Annotated in this window: 11 protein-coding genes; 2 read left to right on the top strand and 9 right to left on the bottom strand. The window is 74.5% G+C overall.

The features are described from left to right. Positions 1 to 284 precede the first annotated feature (284 nt). On the top strand, positions 285 to 950 hold the full coding sequence (locus ACQPXD_RS25480; RefSeq protein ID WP_432842730.1) for a MerR family transcriptional regulator: 666 nt from the start codon (positions 285 to 287) through the stop codon (positions 948 to 950). A gap of 593 nt (positions 951 to 1,543) precedes the next feature. Here ACQPXD_RS25480 and ACQPXD_RS25475 read toward each other — a convergent pair. After that, positions 1,544 to 2,533: a quinone oxidoreductase family protein gene (locus ACQPXD_RS25475; RefSeq protein WP_432842728.1), complete on the bottom strand. Its 990-nt coding sequence runs from the start codon at positions 2,531 to 2,533 to the stop codon at positions 1,544 to 1,546. Between the two features lie 99 nt (positions 2,534 to 2,632). On the opposite strand from ACQPXD_RS25475, the gene ACQPXD_RS25470 reads away from it, so the two are divergent. Next, the gene (locus ACQPXD_RS25470; RefSeq protein WP_432842726.1) at positions 2,633 to 3,409 is read left to right on the top strand and encodes a TetR family transcriptional regulator; all 777 of its coding nucleotides are present in this window, start codon (positions 2,633 to 2,635) and stop codon (positions 3,407 to 3,409) included. A 127-nt stretch (positions 3,410 to 3,536) separates the two neighbouring features. On the opposite strand, the gene ACQPXD_RS25465 is transcribed toward ACQPXD_RS25470, so the two are convergent. From ACQPXD_RS25465 to ACQPXD_RS25430, 8 genes are all read right to left on the bottom strand, one after another. Beyond that, the gene (locus ACQPXD_RS25465; protein WP_432842724.1) at positions 3,537 to 6,452 is read right to left on the bottom strand and encodes an ATP-binding cassette domain-containing protein; all 2,916 of its coding nucleotides are present in this window, start codon (positions 6,450 to 6,452) and stop codon (positions 3,537 to 3,539) included. Between the two features lie 12 nt (positions 6,453 to 6,464). After that, positions 6,465 to 8,648: an NHLP family bacteriocin export ABC transporter peptidase/permease/ATPase subunit gene (locus ACQPXD_RS25460; RefSeq protein ID WP_432842722.1), complete on the bottom strand. Its 2,184-nt coding sequence runs from the start codon at positions 8,646 to 8,648 to the stop codon at positions 6,465 to 6,467. Next, positions 8,645 to 9,451, bottom strand: coding sequence for an HlyD family efflux transporter periplasmic adaptor subunit (locus tag ACQPXD_RS25455; protein WP_432842720.1), 807 nt, complete (start codon positions 9,449 to 9,451; stop codon positions 8,645 to 8,647). The genes ACQPXD_RS25460 and ACQPXD_RS25455 overlap by 4 nt, the downstream gene beginning before the upstream one ends. Further along, positions 9,448 to 10,911, bottom strand: a complete 1,464-nt coding sequence (locus ACQPXD_RS25450) for a SagB family peptide dehydrogenase (RefSeq protein ID WP_432842718.1) — start codon at positions 10,909 to 10,911, stop codon at positions 9,448 to 9,450. Before ACQPXD_RS25450 ends, ACQPXD_RS25455 begins: the two co-directional genes overlap by 4 nt. A 19-nt stretch (positions 10,912 to 10,930) precedes the next feature. Continuing rightward, positions 10,931 to 13,186 carry a TOMM precursor leader peptide-binding protein gene (locus ACQPXD_RS25445; RefSeq protein WP_432842716.1) on the bottom strand — a complete coding sequence of 752 codons (2,256 nt, stop codon included), beginning with the start codon at positions 13,184 to 13,186 and terminating at the stop codon, positions 10,931 to 10,933. Positions 13,187 to 13,265: 79 nt separating this feature from the next. Further along, positions 13,266 to 14,234, bottom strand: a complete 969-nt coding sequence (locus tag ACQPXD_RS25440; RefSeq protein WP_432842714.1) for a hypothetical protein — start codon at positions 14,232 to 14,234, stop codon at positions 13,266 to 13,268. Between the two features lie 193 nt (positions 14,235 to 14,427). Beyond that, on the bottom strand, positions 14,428 to 14,574 hold the full coding sequence (locus ACQPXD_RS25435; RefSeq protein WP_432842712.1) for a hypothetical protein: 147 nt from the start codon (positions 14,572 to 14,574) through the stop codon (positions 14,428 to 14,430). Positions 14,575 to 14,656: 82 nt separating this feature from the next. Further along, entirely contained in the window at positions 14,657 to 15,490 is an 834-nt protein-coding gene (locus tag ACQPXD_RS25430) for an SDR family NAD(P)-dependent oxidoreductase (RefSeq protein ID WP_432842710.1), read from the bottom strand. Positions 15,491 to 15,505: the final 15 nt, after the last annotated feature.

Here is a 15,505-nt window from a genome sequence, read left to right as displayed (position 1 = left end):
TGGTCCATCGCCGGGAAACGCCATGTTCAGATGCCGGACATTCGGCGGCAGGGACAGATCCGACGGCCCCGCGGAATCCCACGCTTGCACGACGAAGTGCAACTGTGCGGATGTAGCCGACGCGGCATGCCGGTCTATATAGTGAGCATCCCGCGGGAACCGCGCGTTCGGTCGGGAGCAGCGCAGCGCGGGCGTTGGAGGTAACCGTGACTATTGCGTCCGCGGAAATGCTGAACGAGTCACCCAATGGATACACCATCGAAACATTGGCCAGCATGGTGAGCATGTCCCCGCGCAACATCCGGGCGCACCAGGCGCGCAAGCTGCTGGCCCCGCCCTTACGCCGGGGCCGCACCGCCGTCTACGACGACAGCCACGTGCGCCGCCTGGAGGCGATCAAGTCGCTGCAGCGGCAGGGATTCAACCTCGTCTCGATCGAGCGACTGCTCGGGGTGAGCAGCAGCGACCCGGCCCGCGAGGCGATGGCCACGCTGGTCCAGCGACTCAACGCCGACCACCCGGCGCTGGTCACCACGCTCAACCGCCACGGCGTCGTGGTCCGCGCCGAGGACGGCACGATCCGCACGGTCCGCAACCGCGCCTTACGCTCGGCACTCGAACTGGAGCGCGCCGGCGTCCGCGCGACCGAGGCGGTGCGGCTGCTCGCCGAGGTGCTGGACCGGGTCCGCGAGATCGCCGACGAGATGGTGCGCGAGACCAGCGCCCGGGTGCTGTCGCTCGCGCCGGACCTGACCCGCCCGCGGGCCGCCTCGTGGGAGGAACTGGACCGCGAGGTGACGGTCCTGAGCCAGGCCCTCACCGTGTTACTGGCCGAGGCGTTCCGCATCGCCGTGGAGAACCACGGCCAGGGCTCGATGCTCGACCTGATCACCCGCCGCGTCGACATCGACCTGCACCTCGAGGACACCCAAACCATCGACAACGGCTGACCCCTGGCCCCGCCCCTCCACCCACGCCACCGGCCTCGCACCGCGGGGCGCCCGGCGCACCGATAAGTCGGGCGCTCCGCGCCGCGACTTATCGGATTTTTCGCCTGACGGGGCATATATCCGATTCGTCGACCATAAGTCTCCGCGATCATGCACGCAGCCGCGCCGGCACCCCGGGTGTCTCATGATCGCGGAGACATACGGTACCCAGGCGTACGTTTTGTCTCCGCGATCACGAAAATCGCGTGGTGCACTCGGCCGGTTGAGCATGATCACGGAGACATAGCGCGGCCGACGCCGTTGCATTTGGCGGTTGTCACCTCCGGTCTGGGGCAAACCGACCGTGGCCCTGACCCGGCTGCCGCCGCCCCGGCCGGACGCGTTCTCCCTGGCCGGGCCTGCCTCGCACCGCTGCGCTGGTTGTTCGCCGTTGCCGCTTGCCGTGGCTCCGCTCGCCGGCCTCGCGTCGCAGGAGCCGCCCGGCGCGGCCTGCACCGCATGGTCGGCGCTGCGTGCGAGACGGATTGCGACCTCGCCCCGGCCCGTCGGGCGAAAACCGGGCGGCAGCTGGCGTTATGCCCCGGTTGTCCGTCCTACTGCGGGTCCGGGGTGAGGACGATGCGGCCGTTGAGCGCGCGGCTGTGCATGCGCTCGTGTGCGGTGGCGGCCGCGGAGAACGGGAGCACGTCGAGTTCGGTGTCGCCCAGCCCGGCGGCGACCGCCGCCAGCGCCGCGTCGAGGGCGGGCCGGATCGCCTCGGGGTGTGTGGGCAGGTAGGCGCCCGCGCTGAAGCCGGACACACTGATGCCGCCCAGCCACAGCCGGTTGCTGTCGAGCCGATGGTCCCAGTCGCCGCTGGCGTTCCCGGCCGCCACGAGGCGACCGCCGGGTGCCAGCAGGTCCAGGCTCCGGGTGCGCAGCTCGCCGCCCACGGGGTCGACGATGACGTCGAACCGCTCGTCGCCGAGGGTGTCGGGCAGTCCGGTGGAGTCGACGATCCGGTCGTAGGGCAGCTTGGTCGTCGCGGCCGCGCTCAGCTTGCCCGGCCGCACCGAGCCCACCACCCGCGCGGCGCCGAGCCGCTTCGCGATGCCGGGGAACGCGGCGGCGAAGCCGCCCAGTGCGCCGTGGACCAGGACGCGCTCGCCCTCGGCGAGGTGGGCGATCCGGGTGAGGGCGACGTGGGCCATGGCCGCGTTCGGCACGACGGAGACGGCGAGGGCGGGGTCGAGATCGTAACCCTCGGTCGACACGACGAGGGGCGCCTGCGCGATGTACACCGATGCGTAACCGCCGGTGCCGGTGGCCGACATCGACACGACCCGCTCGCCGGCCGCGAAGCTGGTCACGCCGTCGCCGAGCGCGCGGACGGTGCCGGCGACCTCCAGGCCGGGAACGTACGGCGGCCGCGGCATGCCGGGCCGGTCCCGGAACAGGCCCTCGCGGCCGAACAGGTCGATGAGGCCGACCGCGGCGTGCGTGACGTCGATCGCGATCTGGCCCGGGCCGGGCACCGGATCCGGCAGGTCGACGACCGCGAGCGCGGCCGGGTCTCCGAATCGCGTGGCCTGAACAGCCTTCATGAGGCGCCTCCTCGTCATAACGCACTCGGTGATGCGTTAACCGCGACCGTAGCACGGCGCCGCGGGATAACGCATCATCGGGTGCGCTAAACTCGCCCGATGCAGCAGCGGGCCCGATCGGTCGACGACAAGGCGCGCCGCGCCGAGGAGCTCCTGGCCGCCGCCGAGGCGATCGCCCTGGAGCTGGGCGGCGTCCGGTTCGTCACGCTGGCGCCGGTCACCGACCGGGCCGGACTGCACCGCACCGGCGTGCGGCGCTACTACGCCAGCAAGGAGGAGCTGCTGCTCGAGCTCGCCGAGCGAGGCTGGCGCCAATGGCGCGACGCAATCAGCAACGCGGTCGCCGCCGGGCCAAGCGACACAACCACCGCCGCGCCAAGCGACGCGACCACCGCCGGGCTCAGCGACACAACCACCGGCGCGCCAAGCGACGCGACCACCGCCGGGCTAAGCAACACGACCACCGCCGCGCCAAGCGGCGGGCTCGGGCCGCGCGAGGTCGCGACGTTGCTGGCCGACACCATCGCGGCCCTGCCGGTCTTCTGCGACCTCTTGACGCACGTGACGCTGAGCCTCGAAGGCGACGTCGACCTCGAGCGCGCCCGCCGCTACAAGACCAGCTCCTTCGCCGCCCACGACGACATCGTGGCGGCGCTCGATCGCGCGAGCGGCATGACGGTCGAGCAGATCCGGGCCCTGATGGCCGCGGCCCTCGCGTTGGCGGCGAGCTTCTGGCAGGTGTCCCACCCGACCCCGACGCTCGCCGCGCTCTACCGGCAGGTGCCGGCCTGGGGCCACGTCGCGCTGGACTTCCAGCCCCGGCTCCGGCTCCTGCTGCAGTCGACGGCCATAGGACTCGCCGAAACCCTCAGCTAGCCGGGGCGGGCGCCAGCGACGGCGGGACGTCGACCAGCTGGCACGCCGAAACGCTCAGCTGACCGGGGCGGGCGCCGGCGCCGGCGGGGCAAGGACCAGCAGCTGGCCGTAGGACTCGCCGAGACGCTCAGCTTGCCGGGGCGGGCGCCGGTGACGGCGGGGCGTCGACCAGCAGCTGGCGCCGGGCGAGGCGGTAGAACAGGCCGTGGGTGTCGGCGATCAGCTCCGCGAAGCTGCCCTGCTGCACGATCCGGCCGCGCTCCATGACCACGATCGTGTCGGCGTCGCGGACCGTCGAGAGGCGGTGGGCGATCACCACCCGCGACGCGGCCAGCGCGGCCGTGCTGGCGGTCACGATCTCCTGGGTGCGGTTGTCCAGCGCGCTGGTCGCCTCGTCGAAGAACAGCACGCGCGGGCGGTCGACCAGGGCCCGGGCGACCAGGATCCGCTGCCGCTGCCCGACCGACAGCGTGCCGCCGCCGAAGGGGACCATCGTCGCCATGCCCATCGGCAGCCGCTCGATGTCACCGTCGAGGCCCGCCAGCCGGGCGGCGTCCCAGACCTGCGCCAGGCTGAAGCTGCCCGCGCCGCAGATGTTGTCCCGGATGCTGCCGGCGAACAAGGTCCCGTCCTGCAGCACCACGCCGCACTGCCGGCGCACCGCCTGGACGTCCACCTCCGCCAGGTCGTGGCCGTCGTAGCGCACCGCACCGCTGCGCGGCTGCTCGAAGCCGAGCAGCAGGCGCAGCAGCGTCGACTTGCCGCAGCCGCTGGGGCCGACCACGGCGACGAACTCGCCCGGCCGGATCTCCAGCGACACGTCGTCGAGGACCGGCGGCTCGTCCGGGTGGTAGCCGAACGTGACGTGGCTGACCGAGATCGCGCCGTGCAGCTCCCCGGGGTCGACCCGCTCCGGGCGCCGCTCCGGCTCCGCCGACACGACCGGGCCGAGGCCGGCCAGCCGGGGCACGACGGCGAGGATCTCCACGCTGGCCGACACGAGGCCGAGCACGGCGGCCAGGAGCAGGGTGAAGGTGATGCTCGCGATGAAGAAGTCGCCGACGCTCACCCGGGTGGCGAGCCGCCCCGCCAGTACCCCGAAGAACAGCAACTGGCCGGCGACCGGCAGGACCGGCGCGGAGGCCATGAGCACCGCCTGGACGCCGCGCACCCGGTTGAGCGCCGCCCGCGCCGCGGCGACCGCGTCGGACCAGCCGCTGTAGGCGCGGTCCTCGGCCGCCGCGAGCTTGATCTTGGTGATGCCGCCGAGGAGTTGGTTGGTCAGGGCGGCCGCGTGGTTCTCCGGGCCGAGGGCCGCGCTCTGCCGGCGGGCGATCAGCACGCCGAGGAGCACGACGAGGACGGCGGCGAAGCCGACCACGCCCAGCCCGGCGATGCCGAGCGGCGTGTTGAGCACGAACAGCAGCGTCAGCACCGCGACGATGGTGAGGCCGGCGGTGATGGCCTGGGCGAGCAGCCCGGACAGCGCCTCGCGGGCGAACGAGACACCGAGCATGGTGTTGGCCAGCTCGCCGCTGGTGGTGTCGCGGAAGAACCGGACCGGCAGGCGCAGCAGGCGGTCCCACAGCACCAGGTCGGAGCCCGCCTCGGCGCGGCCCTCCAGGCGCAGCAGCCGCAGGCTCTGGTACACCCCGACCAGCGCCGCCACGATCGCGCTGACCAGCAGGATGGCGGCGAACTCCAGCAGCCCCGTCGCCGACACGTCGGCGGCGAGGCGGGCCAGCGCGAGGCCGGTGACGATCGGCGTGACCAGCCCGAGCGCGGCGACGATGACGCCGGACACGAGCAGCCCGCGCAGGTCGCCGCCGGCGCCGGCGAGCCCCAGCCGCAGGATCTGGCGGGGCGTGGTCCGGGTCGGCAGGGGCAGCTGGACCTGCGTGGCGCTGGCGAGATAGTCCCGGGCCGCTGCGGGCCCCAGCCGCTGGGTGGCGCCGGTCACCGGGTCGATGCGGTGGTAGCGGCCTCGCCGGAAGACCAGGCACTCGGCCCGCTCACCGGCGTCCCCGAGCCGCCAGCCGAGCAGCGGGCCGAGGTCGCGCCGCCACCAGCCTGGCGGCAGTTTGACGTCGCGCAGGTGCAGCGCCGCCCCGCGGGCCACGGCCGCGACCGCCTCCCGGTCGGTCGACATCGGCTGGCGCCGGTCGGCCGGGGCGGCGACCGGGACGCCGGCGGCGGCGGTGAGCAGCCGCAGCGCCGCCACCACCCGCTCGACCCGCTCGACCTCGGTCGACGGCTCGGCCGCGTGGTGGGCCGCGAAGGTGCGGCCCACCACCGACAGCGCGCGCTGGGCGGCGCCGGCCACGGTCGCCGCGTTGACCTGCTTGCGCCGCTGCAGGGAGTGCAGGAACGCCGCGTCGTCGGCCTCGATGGCGGCCGCCACGACGCTGACCAGGCGGGTCAGGAAGTCCCGGATCGTCGGCCACAGCTCGCCGGCGGCGAGCAGGTCGTGGGTGCTCGCCGCTTCCACGGTGCCGGCGCCCTCGGCGATCAGCCAGTCGCGGCCGGCGAGCAGGGCCGGGCGGTCTTCGCCGTACACCTCCGCCGGCCCGCCGCCGTTGCGCCGCAGCCGCGCGCCGAGCACCCGCACCCAGCACAGCCGGTGGTTGCCGGTGACGGCGCTGCCGGCGGCGAGCGCGAGGCTCTGGTGCTGGTGCAGGACCACGGCCTCCCGGGGGCCCTGCCCGGTGCGCACGGCGTCGGCGACGGCCATCAGCATCCGCTCCAGGGCCGCGATCACCGCGCCGGTGGCGTCCTCGGGGCCGTCCGGTTCGAGGGGTACCTCATAGAGCCGCGCGCCGGGCAGCGGGACGAGCACGAACTGCCAGTCGGCGGGCGCGACCACGTCGGGCACGAGGCTGCCGGCCGGGATCCGGGCGACGTAGTGCCGGCGGGACTGCGTGCCCTGGACCGCGAAGACGTCGGCCCCGTCGCCGGTCACCAGGTAGCCACCGCCGCGGCCGGACAGCCGGCACGGCCGCTGCGTGACCGGCTCCGAAGCCCCGATGAGCGCCGGGTCATCCACGGGCGAACCTCCTCACTGGTCGCGGACCAGGCGGGCATACTGGCCGTCGAGGGCCATCAGCTCCTGGTGGGTGCCGCGCTCCACCTCGCGGCCGGCGTCGAGCACGACGATGAGGTCGCAGTCGCGCACGGTGGACAGCCGGTGCGCCACGATGAGGCAGGTGGCCCCGCGGCGGCGCAGGTTGAAGTCGATCGTGCGCTCGGTCTCCGCGTCCAGCGCGCTGGTCGCCTCGTCCAGCACCAGCACGCGCGGGCGGCGGACCAGGGCGCGGGCGATCTCCAGCCGCTGGCGCTGCCCGCCGGAGAAGTTGCGCCCGCCCTCGACCACGACGCTGCTCAGCCCGCCCGGGCGGGCCGCCACGTCGTCGTAGATCGCGGCGTCGGTGAGCGCCCGGATCACCTCGTCGTCGCCGATGCTGGGGTCCCACAGCGTCACGTTGTCCCGCACGGTGCCCTCGAAGAGCAGCTGGTCCTGGTCGACCATGGCGACGCTCGCCGCCCACAGCTCCGCGTCGGTCTCCGCCCGCGACCGCCCGTCGACCAGCACCTGCCCGGCCCACGGCTCGTAGAGCCCGGCGACCAGCCGGCCCACGGTGCTCTTCCCGCTGCCCGAGCCGCCGACCAGGGCCACCCGGGAGCCGGGCGGCAGGTCCAGGTCGAAGCCCTTGAGCAGCGGATCGGTCAGCGGGTTGTAGCCGAAGGTGACGGCGCCGATGCGCAGGTGGCCGTCCATCGGCGCGAGCCCGCCGTGCGGGCGCACCGGCGCCGGCAGCGGATACCGCTCGACGTCGCGCAGCCGGTTCAGGTCGGCGCTCATGTCCTGCAGCCGGGCGCCGAGCACGGTGAGGTCGGTGACCGGCCGGTTCATCGCCACGACCAGCGCCTGCATGCCGACCAGCGCGCCGACGGACAGCGCGCCCTCCAGCACCCGCTGGCTGCCCAGGGCGAGCAGTACCGTCGCGTTGAGCGCGGCGATCAGGGTCGGCACCACGGACAGGATCGCGGTGGGCACGCCCAGGCGCTGCTGGCTGGAGACCACGGCCGCGGCCTGGGCGGCGAAGCGCTGGTAGCCCTGCTGCTCCCCGCCGTTGGCCTTGACCGACTCGATCATCTGGATTGTGGTGTAGACGGTGGTGTACAGCTTGCCGCGGTCGGCCTGCAGGCTCGCCGCCGCGCTGGTGCGCAGGCCGGACACGTAGCGCAGCGCGGCGATGTTCAGCCCGGCGAACGCGGTCGCGGCCAGGCCGAGCAGCACGTCGTACTGGCACAGCAGCACGCCGTAGGCGAGCACCAGCACCACGTCGACCGCGGTCGTGGTCAGGTGCCGGGCGACCACGTCGGCGACCACCTCGTTGCTGCGCACCCGGCGGGTGAGGTCGGCCGCCTGCCGTTGGTCGAAGAAGGTCACCGGCAGGCGCAGCAGCCGGCGGAAGAAGCGGCTGGCGCTGCCGAGCGCCAGGGCGGTCTCGGTGCGCACCATGAGCCGCTGCTGCAGCAGGCTCGCCAGCGCGGTGAGCACGGCCGCGCCGGCCATCGTCACCAGCAGGCCGGCCAGCGCGCCGCGGCCGTTGCCCAGCAGCACCCGATCCACGAAGACCCGGGTCATGGCCGGCATGGCGAGGCCGACCAGCGCGATGAGCATGCCGAGCAGGACGGTCTGCGGGATCACCGTGCCGAGGTTGCGCCAGCGGGCGGCGAGCGCGGGCAGCACCCGGAAGCGCGAGCCGCCGCGTTTGAAGCCGGGGCCGGGCTCGAAGGTGAGCACGATGCCGGTGTACGCGCTGTCGAACTCCTCCCACGACACCGCCCGGGGGCCGGTGGCCGGGTCGTTGACCCGCACCTTGCGGCCCATCCCCTCCAGCACCAGGAAGTGGGAGAACTTCCAGAACAGCACGGCCGGCATCGGCAGCTCGGCCAGCCCGTCGACGTCGCGCTGGAAGCCCTTGGCGGTCAGGCCGTAGCTGCGCGCGCCCTTGAGCACGCTGGAGGCGGTGGAGCCGTCGCGGCTGACGCCGCAGCGCTGGCGCAGCTCCTCCAGGGACACGTGCCGGCCGTAGTGGGCCAGCACGATGCCGAGCGAGGCGGCGCCGCACTCGACGGCCTCCATCTGGATGACGGTGGGCGTGCGGACGCGGCGCCGGCGCGGCCGCTGGACCGCGGGCGGCGGGGTGTCGAGGTCGATCGTCGGGGCGCTCAACTGAGCAGCCAATCGACCGGGTGCTCCACGGAGACCACGAACTGGGCGCTGACCTGGCTCACCGAGTGCAGCTGGAACGGGGGTGGCGCCTTCGACCATCGCAGGCCGGTCGGCGAGGCGAGGTCGGTGTCGAGGCGGACCATGACCCGCACGACGCTGCCGGCGGCCAGCAGGGAGCGCACGTCGTAGCCGGAGCCGAGGAACGCCCGCAGCGACTCCTCGGTCTCCGGGAAGCCGCCGATCTGCGAGATCGTGCCGTGCAGGGTGCCGAAGACGTTGGGGGTCACCGCCGCCGCGACCACGTCGACCGACATGGCCTGGCGCAGCAGCGGGGCGGCGGTGGCCGGCACGAACAGGGCGGCGTGCAGGGCGTCGTCGGGCCCGTCGAGCCGCTCCAGGTCGGCGACGCGGGTGCCCGGCTGCAGCAGCTGCCCCTCGGTGACCAGGACGCTGACGACGTAGGCGTCCCACGGCGCGGTCGTGGTGGTGACCTGCCCGTCCGGTGTCGCGGTGCTGTACATCGGCGTGCCCTTGGTGACCCGCTGGGTGGGCGACGCCCACATCTTGGTGACCTGCCCGCCGGCCACCGCGTCGAGCCCGGACACGCCGTCGACGTGGATCAGCACGCCGGCGGCGTCGACCTTGCGCTCGACCGTGCCGACGACCGCCCAGGTGGCGGTGGCCGCCACGGCCAGCGTGAGCGCGATGGTGAGCAGCCAGCCCGGCACCGTCGCCAGACGCACGACCTCGTCGAGCTCCTCGGGCTTCTCCAGGTGGCTCAGTGCCTGCTTGCGGAACCTCATGACGGCGCCGTCCGGGACCCGAGCAGGAAGTCCCCGACGCCGGGCTCGGCGAGCGGGTCCAGCCCGGACAGCGCGGCGAAGGCCGCTCCGTCGCCGGCGCCGACCGCGCACGGCGCCAGCGCCATGGACGTCGCCACCAGATACATCAGCTCGGTCAGGATGCCGGCGTGTTTGAGCATCATCGCGTAGCTCAGCCCCTCGTACTTCCACATCAGCCGGGCCACCCGGGCCGTCATCACGATGAGGACCTGCGGCGCCGACGGCATCGCCGCCGCGGCCCGCGCGTAGCCCAGGACGCGGTCGGCGGCCGGCCGCGGGCCCGGGATGGACTCCAGCCGGTGGGTGACGGCGTCGTAGTGGTACAGCCCGCCGGCGAGCCCGGCGCAGTTGTTGACGACCGCGTAGAGCTCCAGCTCGCCGATGCCGCCGCCGGAGGGATACGGCCGGTGGCCCACCTCCTGCCCGTCCGCCTCCCCGGTCGGCACGGTGTGCTGGACGCGATACAGGAACTCCCCGAGCTGGCGCACGGAGATCGGGTGTGTGTCGTCGTGCCGGCGGATGCTGCGCCGGGCGGCGATCAGCGCGCTGAGCGACGGCTCGGCGGCCGCGACCGCGGCGAGGTCGGGCACGGCCAGGTCGACCGCGGACGCGCCGGGAAAGGTGCGGTGCAGCGGCTCGGGGTCGATGCTGCCGCGGAAGCGGTAGGTGCCGCCGACCGGCCAGGAGTGCCAGCCGGGGCGGGACAGGTCGTGCAGCGCGAGCTCCTGCGGCGCCCAGTAGCCGGCCGGCTGCCGGGCCTCGGTCTCCAGGGCGGCCGGCGACACCAGCACCCCGGCGGTCAGCAGCTCGTCGAGGACCCGGCCGGCCGCCGCGCCGCTCACCTCCAGCTGCGCCGCCGCGGCGGCCACGTCGCAGCCGTCGGTGCCGGCGAGCGCGAGCAGCCCGCCGACGCGCGGGTCGAGCAGGCAGACCGAGGCGCCGTTGAGCGGGCGGTAGGCGACCAGGCCGTCGGCGCCGCCGTGGATCGTGGCCAGCCGGGACACCCGGTAGGCGACGCCGGACTCGTGCCGCACGACGGGGCCGAGCGTGCCCGGGCCGAGCACCCTCGGCCGGATCTCCAGCAGCGGCCGGGCCGCCACCTGCAGCCGGCGGCTGAGCCAGGCGTGCGCCACCAGCCGGCGCAGCAGCACCTGGGCGCTGAGGATGCGGCTCTCCCCCTCGATGTCCGCGACCAGCTCGCCGACCGCGCTGTCGGTGAGCCAGCCCTCGGTGAGCCGCAGCATCACGGCCCGCCGGCTGGCGCTGAGCCGGTCCAGCACCAGCCGGAAGCGGCTCTGCCGCAGCTGCAGGGTGCCGTCGTCGGTGGTCTCCAGCCGGGCGTCGCCGCGTAACCGGTACGCCTCCTGCAGCTCCGGCGCCACCACTGCGGCGTCCGGCACCGCCGGAGCAGGTCGTGGCATGACGGTCCTCACCTTCGTTTCAGAAGAACACGCTGAACGGGTTGGCCGACTCCTCGTCCGCCGCGACCGGCGTCCAGCCCAGCCGGGCCGGGACCTGCCACAGCCGGCCGGGGCCGAGCCGGCGCCAGAAGTGCCGCAGCCCGGGCACGACGACCCGGACCACGGCCAGCTCGACGTCCGGGCGGGACTGGTCGAGCACGATCACCTCGAGCCCGGCCGCCGCCGCCCGCTCCACGCACACCGCCACGTCGGCGGCGGCGTCGCCGGTGCCGCGCGAGGGGTGCGTGGCGACGGTCGTCTCGGGCAGGTCCGGCGCCGGGCGCAGCCAGGGCTGCCCGGCCAGGCGGGCGGTGGTGAGCCAGTGCACGGTGTCGGGCTCGGTGACCCCGTAGCCGCCGCCGGGGCTGCCCAGCATCGGCAGGAACTGGTTGACCTCGGTGATCGCCCGGCCGACGGCGGCCGCGGGGTCCAGGTGCGCGCCGAAGCCGACCAGGATCTCCTCGGGGCCGTCCCCGGCGTCGAGGCGGGCCGAGACCGCGGCGAACGCCGGCACGCCCAGGTCGGCGGTGATGTCCAGGACCCACAGGTCGCGCCGGAGCCGGTCGCGGTGATACCGCCGGACCAGCGCGAACCACGGGTCGCCGAACGAGTCGAGGTCCACGCCCGGGCGCCGGGCCCGGTGATACCACCACAGGGCCACGCTGTCGCGCTCCACGAGCTCGCAGAAGCCCTGCCGGACCGCCTCCGCGGTGCTACCACCGGCGGCGCAGCCGTTGGAGTCGGATCCGCACACGTCCAGCCGGGCGCCGTCGGGGTGGCCATACCAGCAGTAGGCGGCGGGCAGCTCGCGCGGCTCGCCGGCGGTGAGCGACCAGGCGGTGCTCCACTCCAGCTCCTCGTCGGGGTGCAGCCGTCGCGGGATGCGGTGGAACCGGCCGAGCCCCGGGTTGCGCCGGTCGCGCTCGGCATACTGCCGGTCGGAGAAGCGCAGGAGCTCCTCGACGTGGACCGCCCGGCCGGCGCCCAGCTCGGCGAAGGTGGCCCGGCGGGTCGGGCGGTCGCCGCGCCACACCCCGCAGTAGCGCTCCAGGGCCTCGCCGATCGCGCTGACCTTCGCCTGGATCTCGGTGCGGCCCTTGCCGCCGCTGAGCCCGCGGAGGTTGCCGCGCAGCACGCCCGGCCCGCGGGCGACGGCGAAGTTGTGCCCGGCGCTGAATGCGTAGCTCACCCCGTCATCGTTGCCGGCCAGCGGTGTCAGCCGGGTGACGGCGCCGAGGTACCGGCTGACGTGGTGCTCCAGCCGCTCGTACGTCCGGCTGGCCGGCTCGGCCGGCGCGGAGCGCAGCTCGAGCGGGAAGACGGGCGCCAGCCGGTCGGGATCCCCGCAGGCCGGGCACTGCGGCCGGCGGACCAGCCGGTGGGTGCTCGCCGAGAGGTCGCGGGTGTCCAGCGCGAACATCCGGCCGGTCAGCCGGGGCGAGCGGCCGTGCGCGGCGATGACCGGCAGCTCGGCCGCGAGCAGCCCGGCCACCGTGCCGGCGAACGGCGCGAGGGCGGCCCGGACCGGGTCGACCCGGGCCTGCCCGGGCCGGCGGTGCGCGAGGAAGTTCGGCACCTCCTCGTTGTCCTGCCAGCGCTGGCGCAGGCACTCCCAGCAGCCCGTCTCGCCCGGCACCAGGTGCGGGCCGACCAGCACGACGTGGCCGTGCGGGCGGACCAGCAGCCAGGACCGGCCCTCGGCCAGCATGGCCGCGTTGAGCCGGGCCAGCCGCGGATCGATGAGCGAGCCGGGCGCGACGAGCAGCGGCGTGTCCGGCTCGCCGGCCGGGAGGTCGCCGGGGGTACCGACGGTGACGCTCAGCCCGCAGGTGCTCAGGTGCGCGGCGAGCGCGGCGACGGTCGGCGAGCCCGCGTCGACGAGGATGACCCGCCCGCCGCGCAGCCACCGCTCGGCGAGGTCCGGCTCGACGCCGCGGGCGTCCCAGCCGGCGGCGGCCGGGGGCTCGACCGTGGTCGGCGCGGCCGCGAGCAGGTCGAGCCGCTGCAGCCGGCGCAGGGCGGAGCCGAGCGCGGCGATCGGGTAGCGGGCGGCCAGCTGCGTGGTGACCTCGGCGAGGGTGCGGGAGCCGTCGAGCAGCTCGGCCAGCTCGGCCGCGACCGGGTCCTCGATGAGCAGGTTACGGGTCTCCCCCACGACCACCAGGGAGCCGCCCGCGCCGTCCGGCCCGGCCAGGCGTACCGGCAGATAGTCGGAGCGGAATCGCGGACGGCGCATCGACCCTCCTCGCGCTTTTGCCAATGGTGTTCCGGTGGATCAGGGTGAGTCGATACGTTGACACCGTTCCCAGCCGCGGTCACTGCTCCACGGGTGTCACCTTCGTCGGCGCGTCCCCCAGGCCGAGGACCGTGACCGCGCCGCCGGCGCCGCCCGGCACGGAGAGCAGGAAGACCTCGACCCGGTCGACCTTGACGCTGGTGCCCTGCACCGGGTCGCGGTGGCCGGTGCCGGCCAGGTCGGGCGCGGCCGACGGGAGCGTCACCCGGTTGCCGGCCGTGCCGGTGACCGTGTCGGTGGCGTACAGCGTCAGGAAGGTGATCGTGGCCGTGCCGGTGGCGGCGCCGCAGGCCGACCACTCGGAGCCGGTCAGCGCCCGGGTGACCTTCATCCCGGCGGTACCCATCTGCTGCTGGTAGATGCTCCAGCCGGCGGCGAGCTGCCGGTCCAGCACCGTGCTCGGCGCGACCAGCGACTGGTTCGGGGTGACCGTGGCGGTGGTCCGGGCGAAGATCTCCGCGGTGATGGAGCGCCGGCGGGTCTCCTCGATGGCGGCGGTGGGCACGACGGCGGGCTTGCCGGCCAGCTCGCCGACCATCGGCACCGCGTCGCGGGAGGCGAGGATGTTGTGGCTGAGCTTCCACCCGTCGCCCGCCCGGACGAACTGGCTGACGTCGTGCTGGCCGATCTCCCCGCCGCTGAGCTGCAGCGTCGCGGCGACCAGGAAGCACGACGGGTCCGCCGCGCCGGCCGCCGGCAGCGCGAAGGCCGGCTCGAGGTGCCGGAACGGCGGCTGGGTGCGGCCGTTGACCTGCGCCTTGCGCACGGCCGCGGTGCTGACGTCCAGCGCCGGGGACGTCTCCAGCGTGCCGAGCGTGGTCAGGTCCCCCGCGGAGGAGGCCGCCGAGTCGGCCTTGTCGAACTCGGCGAGCACCCCGGCCGCGGCGGCCGCCGTGAACCCGTCCGCGCCGGACGGCGCCGGGTTCGCGGCACCCGCCCCGTCGGCGGTCTTGTGGCCGCAGCCGGCGAGCGCGAGCGACAGCGCCACCGCGGCGCACGTTGCGCGTCGGTTCCACGGCTTGGACATGGTCGCCTCCGGTCGGGACGGCCGTGCGCCGTCGACACCGAGTATCGGGTCGAGACCATCCGCGCGGATCAATCGGCCGAATACGCGGCTGCGGTGGCCGCGACCGGTGCCGGGATCCGTGTGACCCAGCCGCGGTGGACGGCACGATTCGGCGTCAACGTGCCGCCGGCCCGCGCGCTGGCCCGATGCGAAACGCGGTGAGCCGGGCGGCGTAGGACTCGGCCACGACCAGCTCGCCCCCGGGCGTGACGACCATGCCGTTGGGGAACGCGAGCGCGGTGGGCGATTGCCGGCTGTTCATGCTGACCGCGGGCTGGGGGCCACAGGGCCCCCAGCCCGGCACCGGCAGCGTGGTCGCCGTGCCGGTCTGACCCGATCGCCGCTCAGATCGTCAGGCCGCCGCTGCACACGATCGTCTGCGCGCTGATGTAGTCGGACTCGGGCAGGCAGAACAGGTAGACCGCGCCCGCCGCCTCGGCCGGGGTGCCGGCCCGCCCGAGCGGGATCGAGCGCTCCACGGCGGCGAGCAGCTGGGGGTTCACGCCCACCTTGATCTCGCGGCCTTCCACGACGATGGCCCCGCTGTCGTCGCCGGCGGTGGTGTCGGTGAGCCGGGTCCGGATGAAGCCGAACGCGACGGTGTTGACGGTGACGTTGTACCGTCCCCACTCCTTCGCCAGCGTCTTCGTCAGCCCGGTGATGCCGGCCTTCGCCGAGGCGTAGTTGGCCTGGCCGGCGTTGCCGCTCAGCCCGGCCACCGACGAGATGTTGACCACCTTCCGGCAGGGCACCGGCGCGCCGGCCGCCCGGGCCCGCTTGACCGCCTCGGCGATGACCGGCTGGGCGGCGCGCAGGATCCGGAACGGCGCCTTGAGGTGCACGTCGAGGATCGCGTCCCACTGCTCGTCGGTCATCTTCTGCACGACCGAGTCCCAGGTGTAGCCGGCGTTGTTCACGATGATGTCGACGCCGCCGAACCGCTGCGTCGCGGTGCCGACGAAGCGCTCCGCGAACTCCGGCTCGGTGACGCTGCCCGCGCATTCGGCGGCGCTGCCGCCGGCCGCCTCGATGTCGGCGACGGTCTGCTTGACCGGCTCGGCATCGAGGTCGTTGACCACCACGGCGGCGCCGTCGGCGGCGAGCTTGAGCGCGATCTCGCGGCCGATCCCCCGCCCGGCCCCGGTGACCAGCGCGACGCGTCCGTCCAGTTTCCCCATGTCCAGCGTTGTCCT

It is taken from the genome of Dactylosporangium sp. CA-092794, assembly GCF_050948465.1.
Taxonomy (GTDB): domain Bacteria; phylum Actinomycetota; class Actinomycetes; order Mycobacteriales; family Micromonosporaceae; genus Dactylosporangium.
The sequence above is the reverse complement of the archived record's forward strand: the minus strand, read 5'-3'. Positions and strand labels throughout refer to the sequence as shown.

What these genes read in the sequence shown, in the direction of transcription:
- ACQPXD_RS25480 (WP_432842730.1), top strand. Translation starts at nt 285, where the DNA reads ATGTCCCCGCGCAACATCCGGGCGCACCAGGCGCGCAAGCTGCTGGCC.
- ACQPXD_RS25475 (WP_432842728.1), bottom strand. Translation starts at nt 2,533, where the DNA reads ATGAAGGCTGTTCAGGCCACGCGATTCGGAGACCCGGCCGCGCTCGCG.
- ACQPXD_RS25470 (WP_432842726.1), top strand. Translation starts at nt 2,633, where the DNA reads ATGCAGCAGCGGGCCCGATCGGTCGACGACAAGGCGCGCCGCGCCGAG.
- ACQPXD_RS25455 (WP_432842720.1), bottom strand. Translation starts at nt 9,451, where the DNA reads ATGAGGTTCCGCAAGCAGGCACTGAGCCACCTGGAGAAGCCCGAGGAG.
- ACQPXD_RS25450 (WP_432842718.1), bottom strand. Translation starts at nt 10,911, where the DNA reads ATGCCACGACCTGCTCCGGCGGTGCCGGACGCCGCAGTGGTGGCGCCG.
- ACQPXD_RS25445 (WP_432842716.1), bottom strand. Translation starts at nt 13,186, where the DNA reads ATGCGCCGTCCGCGATTCCGCTCCGACTATCTGCCGGTACGCCTGGCC.
- ACQPXD_RS25435 (WP_432842712.1), bottom strand. Translation starts at nt 14,574, where the DNA reads ATGAACAGCCGGCAATCGCCCACCGCGCTCGCGTTCCCCAACGGCATG.
- ACQPXD_RS25430 (WP_432842710.1), bottom strand. Translation starts at nt 15,490, where the DNA reads ATGGGGAAACTGGACGGACGCGTCGCGCTGGTCACCGGGGCCGGGCGG.